The sequence below is a fragment of the Paenibacillus sp. TAB_01 genome (assembly GCF_043945595.1).
Classification (GTDB): Bacteria; Bacillota; Bacilli; order Paenibacillales; family NBRC-103111; genus Paenibacillus_S.
In genome coordinates this window covers 4,054,186-4,078,959 of record NZ_JBIFNP010000001.1, presented here as the reverse complement: position 1 = coordinate 4,078,959, position 24,774 = coordinate 4,054,186, and the positions used below count along the sequence as shown (strand labels likewise).

Sequence of the window (24,774 nt, the reverse complement as noted above, 5' to 3'; positions counted from 1 at the left end):
TATACGAGAGAAATAAGTGGATTGTTCCCCCTTTTCATGGGGATATCGGGATTTTTATCGCTTAAAGGATGATTATGGAAGTCTAATCTGTTGCCGCCCCATAGGGATGATGATAATATTCAAAAAAGCGAACGCTTTCGGTGGCAGAGCCCTGTGCATCGAAAGCCATTTTTGCTTTTACCGTCATTTTTCGACGGGGTGAACGCTGTATTCGCCGGCGCAAAGCTTAATGCATGCTCAAAGAAAGCCAGTTTGCTGGCGGAATAATGCTTAGGAGGGTACCATGGAGGTTTTTAAACAACTGAAGGAGTTTTACTGGTCGGAAAAAAGATTTTTGTTCGCATCGATTGCCTGCTTAATGACGGCCACAGCGCTGGGGCTGGTGTATCCGAACCTGCTGCGCTACTTGATTGACGATGTTATTTCGAAACACAATTTTTCCGTGGTGCCTTCCTTGTCGCTGCTTGTCGTAGGTGTCGTCAGCTGTAAGGCGTTATTTCAATTTTTGCATGGAACGCTGAGCGGAAAATTGGGGAACAATACGGCGTTTAATATGCGCAATGCCTTGTATAAGAAGCTGCAGTACTTATCGTTCCAATATTACGATCAAGCGCGTACCGGTGATCTGATGTCCCGTCTAACGGCGGATCTTCAGGCGGTCAGGGATTTTATCGGCTTCGGCTTTGTTCAAATATTAAACGTTATCATGATGTTCACGTTCGGTACGATCATGATGCTGTCGATCAACTGGAAGCTGACACTGCTCACGATGATTACGATGCCTTTTCTGGTGTTTACGGCAATCCGGTTTGAGAGCAAAATTCATCCTGCTTTCCGTTCCATCCGTAAATCGATGAGTACTATGACGACTTCGGTGCAGGAAAATATTACTGGGGTCCGCACGGTCAAATCGTTTGCCCGCGAGCCGCACGAGATTGGTAAATTTTCGGAGCGCAATGAGGATTACCGCGAAAATAACGTAACGACCTCCGGTATTTGGGCGAAATATTTCCCGCTCATGGAGCTGTTCGCCAATTTAAGCGTCGTGCTTCTGCTCGGCATCGGCGGGTACATGGTCATTCAGCAGTCCATCAGCTTGGGAGAGCTCGTCGCTTTCTTCAGCTTGATCTGGTACATCATCGGACCGTTGTGGGGCATCGGTTTTCATATTAATAACTTTACCCAGTCCAAAGCGGCCGGCGAACGGATTCTGGAGGTGCTGCATCAGTATGTACACGTCAAGGATAAGGATCAAGCGATCCAGCTGAAGCCGGAGCAGGTGGAAGGACATATTCGTTTTGAGCAGGTGACCTTTGCTTATACGGATAAACAGCCAGCGCTTTACGATTTTAGTCTGGATGCGCCGGCAGGCTCGATCATCGGGCTGCTCGGGGGCACCGGCTCTGGGAAATCGACCGTGATCCAGCTGCTGCTGAGAGCTTATAATGTCCAGGAAGGACGTATTACGCTGGACGGGCGAGATGTACGGGATGTCACGCTCGAAAGCCTGCGCGATCAGATGGCTATCGTGTTCCAGGAAACGTTTTTGTTCTCGTCCACGATTCGGAACAATATTGCCTATGGCGTGAAAAATATTTCCATGGACCAGATTATCCAGGCCGCGAAGCTGGCGAAAGCGCACGATTTCATCATGGAGCTGCCTCAAGGCTATGACACGATTGTAGGCGAACGGGGGATGGGGCTTTCCGGGGGACAAAAACAGCGGATCGCCATTGCCCGGGCGCTGATCAAAAATCCGAAAATCCTTATTTTGGATGATGCGACGAGCGCAGTCGATATGGAAACAGAGCACGAGATCCAGCAAGGATTTCAGGAAGTCATGGCCGGTCGTACAACATTTATTATAGCTCACCGGATTTCTTCCTTAAGACACGCCGATGAGATTATCGTGCTGGATGAAGGCCGGGTGGTGCAGCGTGGAACGCATGAGCAGCTGATGCGGCAGGCAGGCCGCTATCTGGAAACGTACAAAATCCAATTTGCCGATAAGCCGGAAGGAGAGTCTGCGGAGGGTACCGACTCTGAAGCAGCTCATGACGGTATAGTGCAGGAATGGACAGAGGCGGAAGAACAGCAGCGGGCCGCTAATCAAGTGGCCGCAGCGCGTCATACCAAGTGGAGGGGATACGCACAATGAGTCAAGCAGAGCAAGCCAATCCGTCGAAGCAGCATGCGGCGGGAGCGGCTGAAGGGGATCAAACGGGTCAACGATTTGTTTATCAGGACGATGAGATACTGGATAAAGAATTTGATTGGAACCAGGTCAAGCGCCTGGGCAAATATTTAAAGCCATACTCCAGGCAGATGCTGCCGGTCGTGATTACCATGATGATCGTAGGGGCATTAACGAAGCTGATTAATCCGTTGTTAATCGCGTATGCGATCGATAACGCATTGAAAGCGGGCAATACGAGGCTTTTGATGCTCTGTGTCGGCGGGATGCTGGGGCTTTATCTGATACAATGGGCGGCCAACAATTACCGGATCCGGTACACGAACAACATTGGACAGAAGGTCATTTACGATCTGAGGCATGATCTGTTCAGCCATATTCAGCAGCTATCATTTAAATTTTTCGATAAGCGTCCGGCGGGCTCGATTCTGGTGCGGATCACGAACTATGTCAACTCCTTGCAGGATTTGTTTACCAACGGGGTTGTCAACCTGATGATTGACTGCGTTCAGCTGCTCGGGATCGTCTTCATTCTGCTTTTCTACAACATTAAGCTGGGGACGGCCATCATTGTTACAGTACCGATCATGTTCGTCATTTCGACCAAGCTGCGCGTACATATCCGCCGTGCCTGGCAAGTAGTTCAGACGAAGCAGTCGCGGATTAACGCGCATCTCAACGAGTGTATTCAGGGAATCAAGGTTACTCAAGCGTTTACGCAGGAAAAAGAAAACATCGATTTTTTCCATGGCATGAACCTGGATAACCATAAATGGTGGAACCGGGCGACGATGCTGAACCAATCGTTTAACCCGATTATTGAAGTGACAGGCGCTGTCGGATACTGCATCTTGTTCTGGTTCGGAGCGTATCTGATTCAACAAGGCGAGATTTCGGTCGGGCTTCTCGTCGCCTTCGCCACTTATATCGGGCATTTCTGGGAGCCGATTAATCGTCTGGGACAAATGTATTCGCAGATGCTGATCGCGATGGCGTCCTCCGAACGGATCTTTGAATTCATCGATGAGCAGCCGAACGTAGCCGAAGCGGCGAACGCCAAACCGCTGCCGCGCGTGCAGGGCAATATTGAGCTGAAGCAGGTGGAATTTGAATATGAGCCTGGGCGGCATGCGCTCAAAGGGATTGATCTGAGCGTGAAGGCTGGAGAATCGATCGCTCTGGTCGGACATACAGGCTCCGGCAAGAGCACGATCATTAACCTGCTCTGCCGTTTCTACGACATTACCAAAGGCAGCATTACGATTGACGGGCACGATATCCGGGATGTGACGATCCCGAGTCTGCGTTCGCAGATAGGCATTGTGCTCCAGGATACGTTTATTTTCTCCGGCACGATTCGGGACAATATCCGTTTCGGCCGTCTCGACGCTACGGATGAAGAGGTTGAGTTTGCCGCCAAAGCGGTAAGAGCCCATGATTTCATCGTCAATCTGCCGCAGGGCTACAATACGGAAGTGCAGGAGCGAGGCAACGTGCTCTCCATGGGACAGAGACAGCTGATTTCCTTTGCCCGGGCGCTGCTGGCCGATCCCCGGATTCTGATCCTGGACGAAGCTACCGCAAGCATCGATACCGAGACCGAGCTGAAAATTCAGGAAGCGCTGAAGACGCTGCTCGCAGGCAGAACGTCCTTTATTATCGCGCACCGGCTGTCCACGATTCGCAATGCGGATAAAATTATCGTGTTGGATCACGGCACGATGATGGAGCAAGGTACGCACGAGGAGCTGATCCGGCATAAAGGGATCTATCACGGATTGATTCAAGCTCAATACCGCTTCCTGCGCGAGGTAGGTTAAATAGGCTCCAGCTCCTCTAGAAGGCGCTCTTTAAGCTAAAGCTTAAGGGGCGTCTTTTTCATGATTACTAAAAAATTCGGGTGCTAATCCAAGTTCGGACTGAATAGACTAACAAAGTGTGAACACGCCGCATGCGCATGCAGCCGGAACTTTTCCGTCCGAACCTCCGCTTTCCATACAAGGGAGGAACGGCTTATCATAAATAATCCACCGACATACCGGTATCGGGAGGTTTACGTGGAACATTTAATTAGCTGGAAAAAGGACAAGTGGCTGGTCGTAGGCGGCAGCTTCCTAACCGTCGCCGCTCTGCTCTGCACAATCGGGTATTTTTATATGGCTCAGCATATGGTAACGCGTTATCAGGTTATCATAGGCACGGAAAGGGTTGGGGTTATCAGCAGTCCGTTGATCGTAGACGAATGGCTTCAGGCCAAGAAAATACGGGTTAAGCAGCAGTATCCAAATATACAAACAAACGTTCTTATTGAGCATTTGAATTATATCACTGAGCGTGCTTATAAAGCAACCTATGACAATGAGGCGATCAAAGCCGAGCTGGAGAAAAGAGCCCGCATTATATTCAGCGGCACCCAGCTTCGCATTGACGGTAAGCCCTTGGGCCAGCTCAAGGATGAGCGGACGGCCCGGGAGCTGCTGGACCGGTACAAGCAAAAATATATCCCGGAGGGGGAGCTGGTCTCGGCCGATATTGTTCAGCGGATCGATTTGGTGCCTGTACAGCTGCGTCCGGAAGAGATATCCGATAGTTCGGAGCTGCTGAACAGGATAGAAGCGGGGGCTGCTCAGCCGGTTCTTTACCAGGTACAGCCGGGAGACTGCATTTCCTGTATCGCTCATAAATTTCATCTCACTCAGCAGACGATATATGAGCTGAATCCGACCTTGAAGGGGTCTTTTCTCCGGGTTGGACAGCAGCTTACACTTTCATCGGTGGAGCCGCTGCTGACGGTAAAAACCGTAGAGCGGCAAACGGAGTCGCTGGAAATTCCATACGAAACCAGCTATGTGGACGAACCCTCGCTCAAGGAGGGCGTGAAGCAGGTGATGACGCTGGGCGAGAACGGCCTTAAGCAAATTACCTATACAACGACGCGGCTGAACGGGAAGTGGACGGAAGAATCTGCGGGAGAGGAAACGATCGTCCGCAAGGCCGTTCCTTCACAGGTCAAAAGAGGGACGAAGGTCATTCCGGGCGTAGGCACCGGATCGTTCGCCTGGCCCGTATATCATCCCAAATTAACGAGCGACTTCGGCAGGCGGTGGGGCGCGTTCCATCCAGGGATGGATATGGTTTCAGAACAGTCGGCGATTATGGCGGCGGACCGGGGCAAAGTCGTTTTTGCCGGCTGGAAAACAGGCTACGGCAATTGTATTATCATCGATCATCAGAATGGATACAGCACGTTATATGGACATATGAGCCAGTTGACCGTATCGGAGAATGAAAATGTAGAGAAGGGCGAGAAAATCGGGATCATGGGGCGTACGGGCAATGCCACGGGGGTTCATCTTCATTTTGAGGTCCGGGTTGGAGAGAAGCAGGAAAATCCGCTGCGGTTTTTGCAGAAAGCTGCCGAATAAGCAAGAAGAGGTTGACATAGAAAATGATGCCGGCATCGGTTACGATGACCGGCTTTTTTGAAGCTAATTTCAAAAAGCGGCTGGGGAAGTACCCCCAGGGAGTATCACGCAAAGCTTTCTCAACAAGCTCTACCTAGCCACAGGCTAGGTTTTTCTATGTCTTTAAAAGACATGGAGTCGCGTTCGTTTTGAAGCGCGTACAGGACAAATTTGCAAATCACGGCATAAAACGATACTCTAAAATGGATGTGGAGGCTGTCGAAAGCTGGACAGAAGGAGGCGTTTTTTTGCTGTCAACCCGTTTCTTATGGCGAACTGTCGGATCTGCGGCGCTGCTGTCAACGCTGCTGTGCGGGGCCGGGTTCGTCTATGGCGTCAACCAAATCATATTTCCGAAGGCGGCTACCGCTCCGGCGCCGGCTGCACCTTCAGAAACCCCGCCGCCCAAGCAAACAACTGTATCGCTTGCATCGAGAGAGAAGATTCAGATTGTTGCCCTCGGGGATTCGCTTACGGCGGGTACAGGGGATTTATCCGGACGCGGCTATGTCGGTCAGGTGAAGGAGAAGCTGGAAAAACAGCTGGGGAAACCGGTCTTTATTTTTAACAATTTTGCGATTCCCGGCTTCAAGACGACGGACGTGCTGGCGGACCTGGATGCCAAGAAGGATATCGGCACCGCGATTTCCCAGGCGGATCTTATTCTGCTCACCATCGGAGGAAACGATATTTTCGAAGGCGGGCAGGGGATTTTTAACGGGGATGCGGGCGAAGAATTTAGTACCCAGGCCGCAAAGGACCGGCTGCCGGCCGCATTGAAGCGATTGGAGCAGATTCTGGACCGGGTCGCCAAGCAGAATCCGAACGCCGTCATTTGCTATGTCGGCTTGTACCACCCTTTTCTGGACTTGGATACGAAAAAGGAAGGGTCGCTTGTTGTCGAACAATGGAACAGCGCAGCGTTCGAGATCGCTAACCGGTACTCGAATATTGTCGTCGTGCCTACCTACGATTTGTTCGAGCTGAACTTGAACAAATATTTGTACACGGATCATTTTCATCCGAATCAGGACGGCTATGAAAGAATCGCGGAGCGGATCGCTCAAATCGTAAAGTAAGCAACGAACCTAACGAAAACCGCATTCGGTACTAGGAGGAGTGAACGGTGGCAGTCCTGAACAGGCAGGCAGAGGTCGTTCTGTCGGTTAACAATGTGAAGAAAACAATCAAAAACAAACCGATTATCAAGGGCATTTCCTTTGAGGTATACGCAGGAGAAATTTTCGGCTTTCTGGGTCCGAACGGCTCGGGTAAAACGACGACGATCCGCATGCTGGTTGACCTGATCGCCCCTACGGAAGGCTCGATTACGATCTGCGGCTACGATGTGCACAAGGATCACAATCAGGCGCTTCAATATGTCGGCTGTATCGTAGAAAACCCGGAGCTGTACTCGTATTTGAGCGGCTGGGAAAATCTCGAGCATTTCGCGCGAATGCTGCCCGGCGTGTCGAAGGAACGCATTGAGGAAGTGGTCCGGATTGTCGGCATGGATGAGCGCATTCACGACAAAGTCAAGACGTATTCGCTCGGCATGCGGCAGCGTCTCGGTATCGCCCAGGCTCTGTTGAACAGCCCGAGGCTGCTTATTCTGGACGAGCCTACAAACGGACTTGACCCTCAGGGCATCAAGGAAATGCGCGAATTTATACAGCGGCTGGCCCAAACGGGACTCAGCCTGTTCGTTTCGAGCCACCTGCTGAGCGAAATTCAGCAAATGTGCGACAGGGTAGCCATTATTACAAGCGGAGAGGTCATCAAGGTCGGCACGGTGGACGAGCTGATCGACGAATCGGCGAGCAAGGTCGTATGGCACGTCAGCCCTGTAGATCAGGCGCTAGAGCAGCTGAAGAAACATACAGAAGTACAGGTTATCGACGTGCTGGAACCTGCCGAGACGGCGGAGGAGAGGCAGATGGCAGCGGTTATTCATGAGATCGTTACCCAATTGAATCCCGAGCTGATCCCCGTGCTGACCCGCAAGCTGGTGCAGGCCGGGGTGGAGCTGTACGGGGTGGAGACGAAAAGTCCAACGCTGGAGGATTTATTTTTGAGCTTGACGGAGGGGAAGCGCATTGGTTAATTTGTATCCGTTGGTGCAAAATGAAGTCATCAAAATTATCAAAAAGAAGCGCTTGCTCGTTGTCCTGCTGATTCTGGCCGCACTTATTCCGATGTTTACCTATGCCCAGCTTAAGGTTTCGCAAAACAATCTGAAGCAGTTCGGCACTTCGGATTGGCGGGCCGAGCAGCGGCAGAAAATTGTCGATTATACGCGAAGCATCGGCAGTGCGCGAGTACCGGAGGAGTGGAAGCAGTTCCGCCGTGTCGAAGTCATGCTTGCCCAGTACTATTTGGATAAAGATGTGAATCCGGCGGCGCCGAACGGGGTAACCTTTACAAGAGAGTTCCTGAAAAATGCAGTCGGGCTGTTTATTCCCTTGATGGTGATGGTCATTGCATCCGATCTGGTCTCGTCGGAGCACTCCACAGGCACGATCAAACTGCTGCTAACCCGGCCGGTTCCCCGCTGGAAGGTGCTGATGAGCAAGCTGATCAGTTTAATTTTATGCACCTCGCTTATCGTCATTTGTACGGCGCTGCTGTGTTATCTCATATCCGGGCTCGTATTCGGCTACGGAGGCTGGGATATGCCGGTATTTTTCGGCTTTCAGATCGTCGGCACGGAAGTGGACACCACCTTCGTCCGAGCGGTGGATCAATGGCTGTATCTGATTATGGAGTTCGGCCTGGTGTGGTATTCCGCAGTGATCGTGGCGGTGATGTCGCTGATGGTTTCCGTACTGATCCGGAGCACAGCGGCGGGCATGGGACTCATGCTGGCGGTGCTGATTTCAGGTACGATTCTGACCAATATGGTCTCATCCTGGGAAACGGCAAAATATTTATTTATGGTCAATTTGCGCTTAACCGATTATTTAACCGGCAGTCTTCCGCCCATTAAAGGCATGGATTTACCGTTCTCTTTGACCGTTTTAACGATATGGGGGCTTATCTCCGTGATCGTTTCCTTTAGCGTCTTCACGAAAAAAGATATATTGAACTAACGGCGCGAGATGTTATAATGCACAATAGTACTAGAGCTTAAGAGCTTCATGATTAAGGGGAGGCTGCGATGGCGGATCATGTTGATTTAATTACTGACACAACAACCACGCGGACGGAATACGACGCTGACGATATCCAGGTGCTGGAAGGGCTTGTGGCGGTTCGGAAAAGACCGGGGATGTACATAGGCAGTACCAGCACTTCAGGGCTTCATCATTTGGTTTGGGAAATTGTAGATAATGCCGTCGACGAGCATTTGGCCAAGTTTTGCTCGAGAATCGACGTCACCATTCATAAAGATCAATCCATTACCGTTCAGGACAACGGGCGCGGGATTCCTACGGGAATGCACAAAACAGGCATTCCTACGCCGCAGGTCGTTTTTACGATCCTGCATGCAGGCGGAAAATTCGGCGGCGGAGGGTACAAGAAGTCGGGCGGTCTGCACGGCGTCGGCGCCTCCGTAACGAATGCGCTGTCCGAATGGCTCGAAGTGACCATATACCGGGACGGCAAAACGCACCGTCAACGCTTTGAATACTGGGTTGACGAGAAAGGCGCAGAGCATGTCGGCGAGCCGGTTACGGGACTTGAAGTCATCGGGAATACCCGTCAGACGGGGACGAAGGTGACATTCAAGCCGGACAAGCGGGTGTTTCAAGGCGGGACCTCGGTCAATTACGATACGCTGCTGGAGCGCTTACAAGAAATCGCCTTTTTGAACTCCGGGCTGCAGGTCACAATTAAGGATGAGCGCGCGGACAAGCAGGAGTCATTCCAATACGAGGGCGGAGCCAGCCAATTCGTGCAGTTTCTGAACGAAGAGAAAACGGTTCTTCACGAAGTGATTCACTTTGTGGCGGAGAAGGACGACATCGAGGTCGAAGTAGCGCTTCAATACAACGACGGGTATACGGAAACACTGGTTTCCTTCGTTAACTCGATCCCGACCCGCGGCGGAGGGACGCACGAAACCGGCTTTAAAACCGCTTATACGCGAGTGATGAACGATTATGCCCGTAAAACCGGGATATTGAAAGAAAAGGACAAAAATTTAGACGGCCAGGATCTTCGCGAAGGCATGATGGCCGTCATCAACATCAAGATGGGCGAGGTCGAGTTCGTCGGGCAGACCAAGGACCAGCTGGGCAGCGCATCGGCGCGCAGCGTAGTCGATTCGGTCGTCTCGGACAAAATGTCCGTATTTCTTGAGGAGAATCCGCAGATCGCGCAGATGATTATGAAAAAGGCGGTCCAATCGGCCAAAGCCCGCGAAGCGGCGCGTAAGGCACGGGAGGAAGTGCGCAGCGGCAAGAAGGGCAAGAGCGAGAGCTCGAACCTGGGCGGCAAGCTGACGCCGGCGCAGTCGAAGGACTACACGAAGAACGAGCTGTTCATCGTGGAAGGAGATTCGGCCGGCGGCTCGGCCAAGCAGGGACGCGATTCGAAGCATCAGGCGATTCTGCCGCTGAAGGGCAAGCCGATGAATCCGGAGAAGGCGAAGCTGCTGGATATCATGAAAAATGATGAGTATAAGGCGATCATTTCGACCATCGGCGCCGGCGTCGGCCCGGAGTTCGACGTTTCCGAGAGCAATTACGCCAAGATCATTATCATGACCGATGCCGATACGGACGGAGCGCATATCCAGGTCTTGCTGTTGACCTTCTTTTACCGCTACATGAAGCCGTTAATCGACGCCGGCAAGGTGTATATCGCACAGCCGCCGCTGTTCAAGATTACGAAGAAGGCAGGCAAGAACAGCACGGTGCAGTATGCTTGGACTGACGAGCAGCTGGAGACGGTAACGAAGCAGCTGGGCAGCAAAAATCTCGAGCTTCAGCGTTATAAGGGGCTCGGCGAGATGAATCCGGACCAGCTGTGGGAGACTACCATGGATCCGGCCACCCGCACCCTGCTTCAGGTGCAGATTGAGGACGCGGCCAAAGCCGAACGGCGCGTATCTACGCTGATGGGAGATAAGGTAGACCCGCGTAAGCGTTGGATTATCGAGAATGTCGACTTTACCGAGTTCGAGGAGTAGATGAAACGTGACGATATTAGAAAGCTTTTTACCCGCTTTTTTGGAAGAAGTGGTAGGGGACCGGTTCGGCCGCTACTCTAAATATATTATTCAGGACCGCGCGATTCCCGATGTGCGGGATGGACTGAAGCCTGTTCAGCGGCGCATTCTGTATGCAATGTATGATGCCGGCAATACGCCGGATAAGGGCTACCGCAAGTCCGCCAAAACCGTCGGCGACGTCATGGGCAACTATCATCCGCACGGCGATGCGTCCATCTATGACGGGATGGTGCGGATGGCGCAGCCGTGGAAGATGGGGCATATGCTGGTCGACGGACACGGCAACTGGGGTTCGCAGGACGACGATCCTCCGGCGGCGATGCGTTATACGGAGGCCCGCCTATCGGAAATCGCGATGGAGCTGCTGCGCGATATCGAGAAGCGCACGGTACAATTCAAAGACAACTTCGACAATACGACGAAGGAGCCGGTCGTGCTTCCGTCGCGTTACCCCAACTTGCTGGTCAATGGGGTCAGCGGCATTTCCTCCGGCTTTGCGACGGAGATTCCTCCGCATAACCTGAAGGAAGTCATCGACGGCTGTATTGCCGCGATGGATCAGCCGAACATCGAATTGGACGAGCTGATGAAAATCATTAAAGGGCCGGATTTTCCGACCGGCGGTATTATTATGGGCTCCGACGGGATCCGGGAAGCTTACCGCACAGGGAAAGGACGCATTTATTTGCGGGCGCGCACCGAGATCGAGAATGTCCGCGGCGGGCTGCAGCAGATTGTCATTACGGAAATTCCGTACCAGGTAGTGAAGGCGCGTCTTGTTACGGCGATGGAAAACATTCGCCTCGAGAAGAAAATCGAAGGCATTTCTATCGTGCGGGACGAGAGCGGACGCAACGGGCTGCGCATCGTCGTGGAGCTGAAGAAGGATGCGGACGCTCAAGGGATTCTGGCTTATTTGTTCAAGAAAACCGACCTGCAGGTTACTTATAATTTCAATATGGTCGCTATCGTCAACAAGACGCCGAAGCAGATGGGCATCAGCGAAATTATTCACGCCTATATCGGGCACCAGAAGGAGGTCGTGACCTTCCGCTCCCAGTTCGATCTGGCGAAGGCGGATGACCGCGCCCACGTGCTGGAGGGCTTAGGCAAAGCGCTGAACATTCTGGATGAGGTTATCGCGACGATCAAGGCTTCCAAAAATCGCGCAGACGCTCAGAACAATCTCGTTGAGCAGTATGGTTTCACCGAGCGCCAGGCCGATGCGATTCTGACGCTGCAGCTGTATCGTCTTACCAACCTCGAAATTCATTCGATTGAGAAGGAACTGAAGGATGTGCAGAAGACGATCGCTAATCTCAGAGCGATTCTGGGCAGCGAGAAGAAGCTGATGGGCGTCATCAAGAACGAATTGACGGAGATCCGCGATAAATACGGGATCGAACGCCGTTCGGATATCCAGGATGAGGTCGAAGAGCTGAAGGTCAATCTGGAGGTTATGGTTACCGCCGAAGACGTCTTCGTTACGCTGTCCAACGAAGGCTACATCAAGCGTACCAGCAAGCTGTCCTTTACCCGCTCCGGAGGCGAGGTGGAGAAGACCGGCCTGAAGGAAGGGGACTTCGTCCGCTATTTGCTGGAAGTGAATACATTGGAGAATCTGCTCATCTTTACGCAGAAGGGCCAATATTATTTACTGCCGGTCCATCAGGTGCCGGAGTATAAATGGAAGGACAACGGCACGGCCATTGTAAATGTCATTCCGATTCCGAAGGATGACCGGATCGTGAATGTGATTCCTATTAAAGATTTTGAGGACCCCGGCAAGTCGCTCGTCTTCATCAGCCGCAGAGGGCAAGTGAAGCGGACCGAGCTGAAAGAGTATATGACGAACCGCTCTAACGGAATCGTCGCATGTAAGGTTGGAGAGAACGATGCCGTCTTTGACGTGAAGGTCAGCACCAATGATCAGGACCTGCTGCTCATTACGAAGCAGGGCAGTGCCATACGTTTCCGTGAGGATGAAGTCAATCCGATGGGACGCGCCGCTGCAGGTGTGCGGGGCATCCAGCTCAAGGATGAAGATGAAATCATTAGTGCGGAATGGATACAAGGGGAGGAAGGAGAACTGCTCGTTATTTCCGATTTGGGCTATGCGAAGCGGTCGCTTATTCTCGATTATCCGGTGCAAGGCCGCGGCGGCAAAGGGATTTTCACCTTTGAATTCCGGGACGGCAAGCGCGTGAAGCCGAACGGCACGTCTCTGGTCAAAGGCTTTGTCGTTAAAGAGGAAGTGTTGGTAACGGCCGTTCTTCAGAGCGGGGAACGGATTTCCTTCTCTTCGGAAAAAACGCCGATAGAGCAGCGCAAATCGACCGGCAAGCAAGTGATTCCCGTGACGAAGACCGATCTCATTCACGATGTGTTGAAAACGGATTAGGAGCTTATTTTCGAATACCTAGGCTTCGATCTTCTTAATCGTAGCTGTTGTAATTCGGCTCCATAGTATCCACAATTTGAAGAAACAGTTCCAGAACGGCCCACACCGGCATCGGCTCATCGAGCTTTTCAAGCCAGCGTGGGTCGTTTATAATGCCTTTTTGCAATGCCTTTTCTCCTATCAGCTGTTTCCACGCTTCCATCGCATCATCACTCCAATTCAAATATTGACAAGCTCCGTCACTAGTCATTCGCCCATAATGCAGTATATGTTGAAAAGGGTCTAACGTGCCTGATTTTTATCGTTTAATGTCTTAAAATATTTAGACGGTTAACCTTTAAACTGCCTGAAGTCGATGGTATAATAAGGAAAGTGACGTTCGTTTAAGAAAGCCGTAGGACAAGTTAATTACGGGAGTGATGGGTTTTGATTACTCAAGAATTTGCGAAGCTATGGTGGAAGCTATCCAAGGATCTGCGCCAGCATATGGAGTCGGAGCTGGCTCCGACGTTGACGGAAGGCCAGCTGACCGTACTGGAGCTGTTGTCGGGACAGCAGCGGATGAAGCCTTCGGATTTCATCGGATTCCTGGCCACTACGCCGGCGGCGATTACCACCTTGCTAGATCGCATGGAAAAAGCTGAGCTGGTAGCGCGGGAACGCGATGAGAAAGACCGTAGAATCGTATGGGTTCAGGTGACGGATAAAGGAAAGTCCGAGTGCCAGAGGGGCGTCCAAATCCGGGAGCGTTTTCTTCAGAATTACTTGAGCCGCATTTCTTCTCACAACCAACAGCTGCTGGTCTATTTGCTCGGCAAGGTGGCCAACGCCTAATTATATGCCGGCTGGGTGTTCAGGTATACATAAGGATAACAGGAACGGCCGATCCGGCCGGTTTTAGCCCTCGTCAGCTTATGGCAGCGAGGGCTTCGGTTTTTTTCAGCCTTGGGACGTATGAAGCGATATTCAGGAGGAGAGCATCAGGTGGCGGGAGCACCGATATTGGAAATAGCCGCATTAGGCAAAATATTAACAGGACCCCAAGGGGAAAAGAGGGAATTGTTCCGGAACGTATCGGTACAAATAAATACGCCTGCCGTTGTTGTGCTGCTAGGCGCATCCGGTCAAGGAAAAAGCACCCTGCTGCGCATATTGGGCCGGCTGGACCGCGCGGATGAAGGAACCGTCCGTTTTTACGGCCGTGCGGCCGAGGAAACTTCTCCGCAGGAATGGCGGAAGAGGATAGCATATGTCGCCCAATTCGCCGTGATGCTCGATGGGACCGTTGAGGATAATTTAAGGGCGGTAAGCGTGCTGCACCGGAAGCCGTTCGATTCGGCGCTGGCGCGCGAGCTGATGATGAAAGCAGGCCTTGGAGCGATGGAATGGAGCAAGCGTGCTGCCGAATTGTCCGGCGGAGAGAAGCAGCGGGTTGCCTTGATCCGTTCGCTGCTGCTCGAGCCGGAGCTTTTGCTGCTGGACGAAATTACGGCTTCGCTCGATACCCACAGCAAGCAAGCGGTCGAACAGCTGCTGCTGGACTGGCACAAGATGCACGGCACGCTAATGCTGTGGGTAACGCATGATTTGGAGCAGGCGAAGCTGATCAGCGATGACGTCTGGTATATGGACGAGCATACCCTGCTGGAAGCGAGCCCTTCATCGCGCTTTTTCACAAGGCCCAACACGAGGCAGGCCCGCCGATTTTTGCAGATATCTGATGAAACGGAAGTGTAGCAAGGAATGTCGAACTTAGCTTTAGGATGCACGCTGATTTTTGTCGCAGTAACGATCGTCGCCTCGATGTGGCAGAAGCTCGGTCTGGAAAAAGAAATCATTATCGGAACGATCCGCTCGGCAGTTCAGCTGCTGCTGGTGGGTTATGTGCTTCAATTTGTGTTTAATACGGAAAACAAGGCTTGGCTTGTCCTCATTATTTGTCTTATGCTCACCGTAGCTTCCTGGAACGCAGGACAGCGGGGACGGGGACTTCGGGGTATCCGCTGGCGGATTGCCGCCGCTTTGACAGTGACGGAGGTGCTGACGATGGGACTGCTGCTCGGTCTGTCCATTATCGAACCGACACCGCAGTACATCATCCCGATGAGCGGCATTACGATCGGCAGCGCCATGGTCGTCGCCGGACTGTTCGTCAACAATATGAAGCGTGAGGTTCAGGCATCAGGCGGCGAGATTGAGGCGCTGCTGGCTCTTGGCGCATCGACCCGCCAGGCGATTCATACTTCGTTGAAGCGCTCGGTAAGATCCAGTATGATTCCGACGATCGACGGGATGAAAACGGTCGGCTTGGTGCAGCTGCCGGGCATGATGACGGGGATGATCGTGGCCGGCGCCAACCCGGTGGAGGCGGTACGCTATCAGGTGCTGATTATGTTTGCTCTGGTGTCCTCCGCTGCATTAACGAGCATTTTGCTAAGCCTGCTGAGTCATCGTCTATGGTTCACCGAGGATGACCGGCTGAGATCGATTTCTTAAAAAAATGCCCAAATAAGCCTATCCGGCACATGCTTGGCTAAAGCATCCAGGCCGCGATAGGCTTGTTTGGGCATTGAATTTATGACTGTTCGTTCCATAAGAACCAAGGATAGGCCTTCGGAGGCTTGGACGTAAAGCTCAAGGTTTCTTTGGTCGTCGGATGCTCGAAGCTGAGCTCTGTCGACCATAGAGCGATTTGCTGCCCGGGCTTGGTCAGATGCGCGCCGTAGCGCTGATCTCCGACAAGCGGGCAGCCGATGGCGGCGAACTGCACGCGAATCTGGTGCGGTCTTCCGGTATGCAGCTCCACGCGTACCCGCGACAGCCCTTCCGCATGATCGGTTACCGTATAATCGAGAACCGCTTCCTTCGCGCCCGCTTTGCCTGCAGGCACGACCGATACCATGTTCGTCTTGGCATCCTTCAGCAGATGATGCTTCAGCGTCCCCTGCGGCTGCTTCGGCCTGCCGTTCACGACGGCCGTATAAATCTTGCGGATGCTGTGCGTCCGGACGGCGTCCGAAAGACGGCTTGCCGCTTTCGACGTCTTGGCGAAGACCATCACGCCGCCGACAGGCCGGTCGAGCCTGTGGACGAGGCCGAGGTACACATTGCCCGGCTTCCCGTGCCGGTGCTTCAAATCCTGCTTGATCATCGTCAGCAGGTCGGGATCATGAGAGTCGTCCTCCTGTGTCGGCACATTGATCGGCTTGACCACGACGATGACGTGATTGTCCTCGTACAGCACCTCAATGAAGGGGAGGGAGGCTTGCGCCATGGGCTACGCCTCCCAACGTCCCAGGATGCCGCAGGGCAGCATCAGCTTCGAAGCGGTGATCGGCAGCCCGATTTCGCCGCAGGTGATGCTGCCGCCGTAGGCTTTGCCGAGCGACATGGCGAGAATATTTTTCAGCACGGTCGCCGAAATGCCGGTTGTATACGAATTGATCAGCATAAACAGCGGCCTGTCCGACATAATCTGCATGCAGGATTCGACGAACGGGTACAGATTCGTTTCCAGCTTCCAGGTTTCCCCATTCGGACCGCGGCCGTAGGAAGGGGGATCCATAATGATCGCATCGTATTTGCTGCCGCGGCGCTGTTCGCGCTGCACGAATTTGAACACGTCATCGGTAATGAAACGCACCGGGCGTTCCCCAAGTCCAGACAGCTGCAGGTTTTCCTTCGCCCATTGAACGACGCCCTTGGAGGCGTCTACGTGACACACCTCGGCGCCGGCATAGGCGCAGGCGACGCTGGCCCCTCCGGTATAAGCAAACAGGTTCAGCACCTTGATTTTGCGGCCGGAGCCTTGGATTTTATCCATCATCCACTTCCAATTGGCGGCCTGCTCCGGGAACAAGCCCGTATGCTTGAAGCTGGTAGGCTTGATATGAAACTTTAATTTATCGTAAGCAATCGTCCAGCGTTCCGGAAGATCCTTGTTGTATTCCCATTGTCCGCCTCCGCTGGAGCTTCTATGGTAATGGGCGTCGGCATTGCGCCAAGCGCCGGTTTCCTTGGCCAGCGGCCAAATAATTTGAGGGTCGGGCCTGCGGAGGACGATATCGCCCCAGCGCTCCAATTTCTCTCCGTCGCCGGTATCGATTAATTCGTAATCCTTCCAATCGTGTGCTGCAAACATGAATTAAACCTTCCTTCTAACGTTTTACCGTTTGTGCTGGGCTTCGAAATATATCGAATATCCTACCACATTTTACACTAATTGATGCGGTTATGCCATGAGGAAGGCCGAAAGACAAGTCCGGAGAGGTGCAGGACTCCAGAAAACCACATCTCTGCCGTACGAATCATTCTTCCTATTGCGTTTGTCAGTGAATTTCTTTGATTTTGGGCGGATGAAACTATTGGGGCAGATCGGTCTTCGTAATCAGGGCAGGCACTTCCGAATTCATGAATTTTTGGACAAAATCGTTTTTAAGTCCGGCTAGGATTTGGCCCTTCATCTGGTCATAAGAAGCATTGCTGCGGGCTTCGACGCGCAAAATATGATAGCCGTACTCGGTTTTGACTGGCTCGCTGATCTTGTTCAGCTCCAGCTGGAGCACCGCTTTTTTGAACGGTTCCACCCAGTCGGTGACGGCTTCGTTTTCGTACAGTCCTCCGTTGTCCTTGGAGCCCGGGTCTTCCGAATACTGCTTGGCCAGCGCAGCGAAGTCGCCGCCGTTCTTCAGCTTATCCTCGACTTCCCTGACCGTTTTGTCGACGTCCTCCTGGCTTCGGGTGTTGCCCTGGGCATCCTTAAATTGGATCAGAATATGGCGTACGGAAGCGCGGACAAGACTTTCATCGCCGCTGTCCACCTTCTGATCGTAGGCCGCCTTGGCCTGGTCGTCCGTTACCTGGCTTTTGAACCACAGCTCCGCGCCCGTTGTCAGTTCAAGGTAATTTCGGTAATCGGCTTCGGTCAGCCCGCTTTGACCGAGCAGTGAAGCGAGGCTCTGACCGCCGGATTCGACATTTTTTTGGGTCGCCGTGATTTGATTGTCCACCAAAGTGGGTAAAGAATTCCGACTGTCTTCGGACAGACGGGTATTGGCCAGACGGTAGCCGATCAGCTCATGAAGTACATACTGTTTATACTCAGGGTCATTTTCATGCTGTACGTAGCTCGGATAAATCAAGCTGAGCATGGAGCCGAATTTTTGAAACTCGCCGAGCGTGACTTGTCCTCCCTGGTAGGTGGCGACAATGGAGGATAAGTCGATTTTTTTGCCGACCCAGACGGTATCCGTATCGCCGTCCCACTGCACCTCTTTGCCCAAAGCCTCGCTGACGAAGCGCAGCGGGACATAGGTGGTGCCGTTATAAATAAAACCTTGACCCTGCTCGGAGGTCGGATTTTTTTCCGTGCCGTCAAACATATATTTGAGGTTTTTGAAATAGACTTCAATTTGGGTCCCATTGCCGCTGGCATAGGCTACCGAGCCTGTGAGCATGATGCCTATGGACAAACCGAGCACCAGACCTTTTACTTTTTCTTTCATGACTTGCTTCATTCCTCTCAGGGTAGTTTCGTACACCTACATTAAATTCCACTTAAAACGACAAATTCCTGCAGCATTCAACACGGCTTGCAGCGCGGAATTTGTTGGATAAACACTATTTTCTGAATAGATGAAGAATTTAAATGATACAAGAGGAATTTGAAGTCCAATGTAGTATTTCTCTTTAGAGGCCAAAAATTTTGAACAACAGAGGGGATGAATGTCCATGATGAGCGTAATCCCCGGTTCTGAAGACCTTTACCTGTTTCACGAGGGGAGCTTGTACCAAAGCTACAAGGTGATGGGGGCGCAGTTTACCGAGCATGAGGGAACCCGCGGGGTCCGTTTTACCGTATGGGCGCCGCATGCCCGCGAGGTACGCGTGATCGGCGATTTCAACTTCTGGAATGGAAGCGGGCATACGCTGAACCGGGTGAGTACCTGGGGCGTTTGGAGCTTGTTTGTTCCCGGCGTCGGAGAAGGCGAGTATTACAAGTACGAAATTGTGACATCGCACGGTACGACGGTGTGGAAAGCGGATCCTTACGCGTTTTACTCGGAGCTGAAGCCGGGAACCGCGTCGCGCGTTTACGATCTCGACGGGTACGAATGGAAGGACCAGGCATGGCAGGAGAGCAAGCGGCAGCATTCCGCGTATAACCGCCCGATGAACATTTATGAAGTGCACATGGGTACTTGGAAGAAGAAGGCTGAAGGCGAATATTATACGTACCGCGAGCTTGCGGACGAGCTGATCGACTATGTCGCCCATATGGGGTACACCCACATCGAGCTGCTGCCTTTGGCGGAGCATCCATACGACCGCTCCTGGGGGTATCAGGCGACAGGCTATTATGCCGTCACCAGCCGGTTCGGCACGCCGAAGGATTTCATGTACTTCGTCGACCGCTGCCACCAGACGGGCATCGGCGTCATCATGGACTGGGTGCCGGGTCATTTCGTGAAGGACGATCACGGCCTGCGTCAGTTCGACGGCGAGGCGCTGTATGAGTACAACGACCCGCAGCGGGCGGAGAAGCCCGAGTGGGGCACGCTTTCGTTTGATTTTACGAAGCCGGAGGTCATCAGCTTCCTGATCTCGAACGCCTTGTTCTGGCTGGATAAGTACCATATTGACGGGCTTCGGGTCGATGCGGTGGCAAGCCTGCTGTACTTGAACTTCGGCAAACCGCGTGAAGCATGGACCACCAATGAGCATGGAGGGGATGAGAATCCCGAGGCCATTGACTTTTTGAAAAAATTGAATCAAGCCGTATTCGCCCGCTATCCGCAAGCGTTGATGATGGCGGAGGATTCGAGCGATTGGCCGCTGGTTACGGCGCCGGTGTATGCCGGGGGGCTCGGCTTTAATTACAAGTGGAACATGGGCTGGATGAACGATATGCTCAAGTACATGGAGCTCGATCCGCTGTTCCGCAAGGGGAGCCACAACCTGCTCACCTTCTCGATCATGTATACGTACTCCGAGAATTACGTGCTGCCTCTGTCCCACGACGAGGTTGTGCACGGCAAGAAGTCCTTATTAAACAAGATGCCGGGGGATTATTGGCAGAAGTTCGCCAACCTTCGTGCGCTGTATGGCTATATGATGGGGCACCCGGGGAAAAAGCTGCTGTTTATGGGCGGCGAGTTCGGTCAATTTGACGAATGGAAGGATTTAGAAGATCTGGATTGGGAGATGCTCGGCTACGACAGCCATCGCGGGATGCAGCATTATGTCCGCGATTTGAACCACTTGTACTTGCAGGAACGTTCGCTGTGGGAGCTTGACCACCGTCCTGAAGGATTTTCGTGGATCGATCCGAACGACAACGATCAGAGCATCGCTTCCTTTATCCGCATGTCGAGCGATCCGGATGATTTTCTGATCATTGTATGCAATTTTACGCCAGTAACGCATATAGGGTTCCGTATTGGCGTACCGAGAGCGGGAGAGTATGTCGAGCGTTTTAACAGCGATATCCCCGTATATGGCGGTTCCGGACAGATGAATATCAGTCCGCTTCTAACAGAGAATCAATCGTGGCACTATCAGCCGTACAGCTTGCGGATGACGATTCCTCCGCTTGCAACCGTCGTGCTGAAGCCGGCCAAGCTTCGTCGTAAAGCGGGCACTGCAAAAAGAGAAAGGGGCTAGGGGTCCATGCGGAAAAAAGAATGTGTAGCTATGCTGCTCGCGGGCGGCGAAGGAAGAAGGCTGGGGGTTTTGACAAGCAATCTGGCCAAACCCGCAGTCCATTTCGGCGGAAAATATCGTATTATCGATTTTACCTTAAGCAACTGCACGAATTCGGGGATCGACACCGTCGGCGTCCTGACCCAATATCAACCCCTTGTGTTAAATACTTATATCGGGATTGGAACCCCGTGGGGCCTGGCCAGGCAAGAACGGCGGCGTCACTGTCCTGCCCCCGTATATGGAGCAGAAAGGCGGAGACTGGTACCGCGGAACGGCCAATGCCATCTACCGCAACATTTCTTTTATCGAGCAATATGACCCCGAATATGTGCTTGTGATTTCCGGGGATCACATATACAAGATGGACTATGATTTGATGCTGGATTTCCACAAAGCCAAAGGTGCGGATGCGACGATCGCCGTAATCGAGGTGAAATGGGAGGAAGCCAGCCGGTTCGGCATTATGAGCACCGATTCGGAGGAGAGAGTTACCGAATTCTCCGAGAAGCCGAAGGAACCGAAGAGCAATCTCGCGTCCATGGGCATTTATATTTTCAACTGGAAGGTGCTCAAGGAATATTTAACGAAGGATGAGGAGAACCCCGATTCCAGCAAAGATTTCGGCAAGGACGTCATTCCTCTGATGCTCAGAGACCAGTTGAACATGTACGCCTATCCGTTCCAGGGCTATTGGAAGGATGTCGGTACGATTGAAAGCCTATGGGAAGCCAACATGGATCTGTTGGAAAGCGAGCCCGATTTCAATCTGAACGACAGGGAATGGCGGATCTACTCGGTAAATCCGTGCCAGCCCGGACAATACGTGGCGCCTACCGCTCAAATTCGGCGCTCCTTGGTTAACGAAGGCTGCAGTGTGTTTGGTGAAGTGGAACATTCCGTATTGTTCTACGGCGTGCAGGTAGGCGAGGGAAGTGTCATAAAAGATTCCGTTATTATGCCGAATGTACAGATCGGGAACAACGTAAAAATATACAAAGCGATCATCGGCGAAGGGACAGTGGTGGAGGACGGCAGCGTCATTGGCCAACCGGAGGATCAGCAGGACATTATATTGATCGGCAGCAACGAAACTATCAGTATGTCTACCATGGCCAATTTGAAAGGGTGAGTTCGTATGAAACGGATGATGGGCGTTATTAATCTGGTCAATGAACCGGATGACTTGGAAGAGCTTACCTATTCGCGCTGCGTGGCTTCGGTGCCTTTCGGGGCAAGATACCGGCTGATTGATTTTACCTTATCGAACATGGTCAACTCCGGTCTGGAGAACGTAGCTGTCTTCACGCAGCATAAATACCGTTCCCTGATGGATCATCTCGGTTCCGGCAAGGAATCGGGCCTGGACCGCAAACGCGGCGGCTTGTTCATCCTTCCGGCGGTGCTGCATGAAGCTACGGGCATGGCCCGCGGCGATTTGTTCCAATTTTACAGCCACAGAGACTATTTCTACCGGGCACGCGAGGAGTATGTGGTCATCTCCCGAAGCCATATGGTCTGCAATATCGATTTAAACGATGTGCTGGATTACCACCTGGAGAAGAATGCGGATATCACCGTGATCTATAAGCAGGCCGATGAAGAGGAGTTCGCCAAATTCCGCCGGCTGGCGGTCAAGGACGACGGGCAGGTTACCGTCATGGAGGATCATTCGGGCCGTCTGCGCACGGACAACATTTCGATGGAAATGTACGTGATGAGCAAGGAGCTGCTGCTCGATATGGTGGAATCTTGCCTGGCGCAGGGATATGACCACCTCGTTCGCGACGGCATTATGAAAAATATCGGTAAGCTGGGGGTTTACGCCTACCGCCATGAAGGGCACACTGGCATCGTGAACACGATTCAGAGCTATTACAAGCACAGCATGCAGCTGCTGAACCCGAAGGTGTGGCGGGAGCTGTTCTTCCAGAAAAATTTGATTTACACGAAGGTAAAGGACGAACCTCCGGCCAAATATACGGATAACGCGCATGCGCGCAATTCCTTGATCGCCAACGGCTGCATTATTGAGGGCAAGGTCGAGAACAGCATTCTGTTCCGCGGCGTCAAGATCCGTAAAGGCGCTTATGTGAAAAACAGTATCATCCTGCAAAACTGCGAGATTGAAGAGAATGTCATCATCGAGAATGCGATTCTCGACAAGGATGTGTTCATCAGCCGCGGCCGCGTGCTGACCGGAGATAAGCAGGCGCCGTTTATTGCATCCAAGACGAAGGTAATCTAGTTGAGACCCCCGCGCTGCGGGGCAGGTTTGTTGAGGCTGATAGAGGATAAAACCTACCTTCCCCGCACGCTCAACTTCAAAGGAGTGGTAGGGCCCATGAAAGTGTTATTTGCCGCATCGGAAGCCGTACCTTTTGCCAAAACAGGGGGCTTGGCCGATGTCATCGGCTCATTGCCCAAGGAGCTGGCCAAACAGGGACTGGATGTCAGAGTGATCCTGCCCAAATATGAAGATATTCCGGCGCAGTGGACGGAGCGAATGGAAACGGTCGCCGTGCTTACCGTCAGAATGGGCTGGAGACAGCAGTACTGCGGCATATTGAAGCTGGAGCACGAAGGCATTCCCTTCTATTTTGTGGACAACGAATATTATTTCCGCCGGAAGGGCTGTTACGGTTATGGGGATGACGCCGAGCGCTTTGCGTTTTATTGCCTCGCCGTCATGGATGCGATGCAGCATATCGATTTCATTCCGGATGTCATTCACTGCCATGATTGGCAGGCAGGGATGATTCCGGTGCTGTACCGGGCCCATTTCAGCTATCAGCCGAGGTATGCTCATATCAAAACGGTCATGACCGTACATAATTTGAAATATCAAGGCGTGTTCGGAAAAGAGCAGTTCAAAGATTATTTCGCTTTAGGGGACGAGCACTTTACGGGCTATGCTTTGGAGCAATACGGGGGCGCCAGCTTCATGAAGGGCGGGCTGCTCTATTCGGATTACATAACGACGGTAAGTCCGAGCTATGCGGACGAAATTCAGACGCCGTTTTACGGCGAATATTTGGACAGCCTGCTGCGTTCTCAAAGCTTCCGGTTGAAGGGGATTGTGAATGGGATCGATTACGATGAGCTGGATCCGATGACAGACCCGCATCTGGAAGTCCATTACCGCGATTCCGTTGAGGACAAGCGGAAGAACAAGCTTAAGCTGCAGGAACGTCTTGGCCTTCCGGTACGGGAGGATGTCCCTATGATTGCTCTGGTGACGCGTCTCGTAGAGCAAAAAGGACTCTCCCTAATCGATCGTGTCATCGAAGAGCTGATGCAGCTCAATGCGCAGTGGGTTGTGCTGGGGACGGGCGAGCAGCGTTACGAGCAGATGTTTCGCTGGGCGGCGGAACGGTACCCGGATAAAATGGCCGCCTGCATTACGTTCGACGAAGGGCTGGCCAGACAGATCTATGCAGGCTCCGACCTGTTCTTGATGCCTTCGCAGTTCGAGCCGTGCGGCATCGGCCAGTTGATTGCAATGCGGTATCTCTCCGTTCCTCTGGTTCGTGAAACCGGCGGCTTGAAGGATACGGTGCAGCCTTATAATGAATTTACGGGAGAAGGCACCGGGTTCAGCTTCGCCCATTATAACGCCCACGATATGCTGTATACGGTACAGCGGGCGGTAAGCTATTACAACCAGGAAGAAGTATGGACGAACCTGCTGAACAATATCAAGGAAAAGGATTTCAGCTGGCACCGCTCGGCGCAGCTGTATGCAGAGCTGTACGAGCAGCTGGCCCAGGGCTGAATCCGCTTCGCCAAGCGGCGAAGCAGCCAACTCAACAAACCAACGCCGGCATGGCGTTGGTTT

The 24,774-nt window shown here is 52.5% G+C and carries 18 protein-coding genes and 2 pseudogenes; 16 read left to right on the top strand and 4 right to left on the bottom strand.

Going from position 1 to position 24,774, the window contains the following annotated elements; translation table 11 throughout:
- Positions 1-283 precede the first annotated feature (283 nt).
- From ACHHV8_RS19710 to gyrA, 9 genes and pseudogenes are all read left to right on the top strand, one after another.
- Positions 284-2,158 carry an ABC transporter ATP-binding protein gene (locus ACHHV8_RS19710; protein ID WP_395160832.1) on the top strand — a complete coding sequence of 625 codons (1,875 nt, stop codon included), beginning with the start codon at positions 284-286 and terminating at the stop codon, positions 2,156-2,158.
- Entirely contained in the window at positions 2,155-4,014 is a 1,860-nt protein-coding gene (locus ACHHV8_RS19705) for an ABC transporter ATP-binding protein (protein WP_395160830.1), read from the top strand. The genes ACHHV8_RS19710 and ACHHV8_RS19705 overlap by 4 nt, the downstream gene beginning before the upstream one ends.
- A gap of 336 nt (positions 4,015-4,350) precedes the next feature.
- Positions 4,351-5,208 (top strand): annotated as a pseudogene (locus tag ACHHV8_RS19700) (G5 domain-containing protein); the annotation flags it as partial.
- 111 nt (positions 5,209-5,319) lie between these two features.
- Positions 5,320-5,619: a M23 family metallopeptidase gene (locus ACHHV8_RS19695; protein WP_395163564.1), complete on the top strand. Its 300-nt coding sequence runs from the start codon at positions 5,320-5,322 to the stop codon at positions 5,617-5,619.
- 287 nt (positions 5,620-5,906) lie between these two features.
- A complete protein-coding gene (locus ACHHV8_RS19690) occupies positions 5,907-6,737 on the top strand; it encodes a GDSL-type esterase/lipase family protein (protein WP_395160828.1) in 831 nt (276 codons plus the stop codon).
- A gap of 47 nt (positions 6,738-6,784) precedes the next feature.
- A complete protein-coding gene (locus ACHHV8_RS19685) occupies positions 6,785-7,762 on the top strand; it encodes an ABC transporter ATP-binding protein (protein WP_395160826.1) in 978 nt (325 codons plus the stop codon).
- Positions 7,755-8,747 (top strand): ABC transporter permease, encoded by a 993-nt coding sequence (locus ACHHV8_RS19680; RefSeq protein ID WP_395160824.1) that lies wholly within the window; start codon positions 7,755-7,757, stop codon positions 8,745-8,747. The genes ACHHV8_RS19685 and ACHHV8_RS19680 overlap by 8 nt, the downstream gene beginning before the upstream one ends.
- Before the next feature lie 68 nt (positions 8,748-8,815).
- Positions 8,816-10,792, top strand: a complete 1,977-nt coding sequence (gene parE / locus ACHHV8_RS19675) for a DNA topoisomerase IV subunit B (protein WP_395160822.1) — start codon at positions 8,816-8,818, stop codon at positions 10,790-10,792.
- A gap of 7 nt (positions 10,793-10,799) precedes the next feature.
- Entirely contained in the window at positions 10,800-13,235 is a 2,436-nt protein-coding gene (gene gyrA / locus ACHHV8_RS19670; RefSeq protein WP_395160820.1) for a DNA gyrase subunit A, read from the top strand.
- 34 nt (positions 13,236-13,269) lie between these two features.
- Here gyrA and ACHHV8_RS19665 read toward each other — a convergent pair whose 3' ends face one another.
- Complete coding sequence (locus ACHHV8_RS19665) at positions 13,270-13,437, bottom strand: hypothetical protein (protein WP_395160818.1); 168 nt, start codon at positions 13,435-13,437, stop codon at positions 13,270-13,272.
- 224 nt (positions 13,438-13,661) lie between these two features.
- Between ACHHV8_RS19665 and ACHHV8_RS19660 the strand changes: the two genes are divergently transcribed.
- From ACHHV8_RS19660 to ACHHV8_RS19650, 3 genes are all read left to right on the top strand, one after another.
- Positions 13,662-14,069: a MarR family winged helix-turn-helix transcriptional regulator gene (locus ACHHV8_RS19660; protein WP_395160816.1), complete on the top strand. Its 408-nt coding sequence runs from the start codon at positions 13,662-13,664 to the stop codon at positions 14,067-14,069.
- Positions 14,070-14,219: 150 nt separating this feature from the next.
- Complete coding sequence (locus tag ACHHV8_RS19655; RefSeq protein WP_395160814.1) at positions 14,220-14,972, top strand: ABC transporter ATP-binding protein; 753 nt, start codon at positions 14,220-14,222, stop codon at positions 14,970-14,972.
- Between the two features lie 6 nt (positions 14,973-14,978).
- Positions 14,979-15,731: an ABC transporter permease gene (locus ACHHV8_RS19650; RefSeq protein ID WP_395160812.1), complete on the top strand. Its 753-nt coding sequence runs from the start codon at positions 14,979-14,981 to the stop codon at positions 15,729-15,731.
- 79 nt (positions 15,732-15,810) lie between these two features.
- On the opposite strand, the gene ACHHV8_RS19645 is transcribed toward ACHHV8_RS19650, so the two are convergent.
- From ACHHV8_RS19645 to ACHHV8_RS19635, 3 genes are all read right to left on the bottom strand, one after another.
- Positions 15,811-16,509 carry an RluA family pseudouridine synthase gene (locus tag ACHHV8_RS19645; RefSeq protein WP_395160810.1) on the bottom strand — a complete coding sequence of 233 codons (699 nt, stop codon included), beginning with the start codon at positions 16,507-16,509 and terminating at the stop codon, positions 15,811-15,813.
- A 3-nt stretch (positions 16,510-16,512) separates the two neighbouring features.
- Entirely contained in the window at positions 16,513-17,376 is an 864-nt protein-coding gene (locus ACHHV8_RS19640) for a class I SAM-dependent methyltransferase (RefSeq protein WP_395160808.1), read from the bottom strand.
- A gap of 220 nt (positions 17,377-17,596) precedes the next feature.
- A complete protein-coding gene (locus tag ACHHV8_RS19635; protein WP_395160806.1) occupies positions 17,597-18,739 on the bottom strand; it encodes a peptidylprolyl isomerase in 1,143 nt (380 codons plus the stop codon).
- Positions 18,740-18,965: 226 nt separating this feature from the next.
- On the opposite strand from ACHHV8_RS19635, the gene glgB reads away from it, so the two are divergent.
- From glgB to glgA, 4 genes and pseudogenes are all read left to right on the top strand, one after another.
- Positions 18,966-20,897, top strand: coding sequence for a 1,4-alpha-glucan branching protein GlgB (gene glgB / locus ACHHV8_RS19630; RefSeq protein ID WP_395160804.1), 1,932 nt, complete (start codon positions 18,966-18,968; stop codon positions 20,895-20,897).
- A gap of 6 nt (positions 20,898-20,903) precedes the next feature.
- Positions 20,904-22,068, top strand: a pseudogene (locus tag ACHHV8_RS19625) (glucose-1-phosphate adenylyltransferase).
- Positions 22,069-22,083: 15 nt separating this feature from the next.
- Positions 22,084-23,184: a glucose-1-phosphate adenylyltransferase subunit GlgD gene (glgD, locus tag ACHHV8_RS19620; protein WP_395163563.1), complete on the top strand. Its 1,101-nt coding sequence runs from the start codon at positions 22,084-22,086 to the stop codon at positions 23,182-23,184.
- 96 nt (positions 23,185-23,280) lie between these two features.
- Positions 23,281-24,711: a glycogen synthase GlgA gene (gene glgA / locus ACHHV8_RS19615; RefSeq protein ID WP_395160802.1), complete on the top strand. Its 1,431-nt coding sequence runs from the start codon at positions 23,281-23,283 to the stop codon at positions 24,709-24,711.
- Positions 24,712-24,774: the final 63 nt, after the last annotated feature.

Coding starts and splice junctions, on each gene's coding strand:
- ACHHV8_RS19710 (WP_395160832.1), top strand. CDS start 284: ATGGAGGTTTTTAAACAACTGAAGGAGTTTTACTGGTCGGAAAAAAGA.
- ACHHV8_RS19705 (WP_395160830.1), top strand. CDS start 2,155: ATGAGTCAAGCAGAGCAAGCCAATCCGTCGAAGCAGCATGCGGCGGGA.
- ACHHV8_RS19695 (WP_395163564.1), top strand. CDS start 5,320: ATGGATATGGTTTCAGAACAGTCGGCGATTATGGCGGCGGACCGGGGC.
- parE (WP_395160822.1), top strand. CDS start 8,816: ATGGCGGATCATGTTGATTTAATTACTGACACAACAACCACGCGGACG.
- ACHHV8_RS19665 (WP_395160818.1), bottom strand. CDS start 13,437: ATGGAAGCGTGGAAACAGCTGATAGGAGAAAAGGCATTGCAAAAAGGC.
- ACHHV8_RS19650 (WP_395160812.1), top strand. CDS start 14,979: ATGTCGAACTTAGCTTTAGGATGCACGCTGATTTTTGTCGCAGTAACG.
- ACHHV8_RS19645 (WP_395160810.1), bottom strand. CDS start 16,509: ATGGCGCAAGCCTCCCTCCCCTTCATTGAGGTGCTGTACGAGGACAAT.
- ACHHV8_RS19640 (WP_395160808.1), bottom strand. CDS start 17,376: ATGTTTGCAGCACACGATTGGAAGGATTACGAATTAATCGATACCGGC.
- ACHHV8_RS19635 (WP_395160806.1), bottom strand. CDS start 18,739: ATGAAAGAAAAAGTAAAAGGTCTGGTGCTCGGTTTGTCCATAGGCATC.
- glgB (WP_395160804.1), top strand. CDS start 18,966: ATGATGAGCGTAATCCCCGGTTCTGAAGACCTTTACCTGTTTCACGAG.
- glgD (WP_395163563.1), top strand. CDS start 22,084: ATGATGGGCGTTATTAATCTGGTCAATGAACCGGATGACTTGGAAGAG.
- glgA (WP_395160802.1), top strand. CDS start 23,281: ATGAAAGTGTTATTTGCCGCATCGGAAGCCGTACCTTTTGCCAAAACA.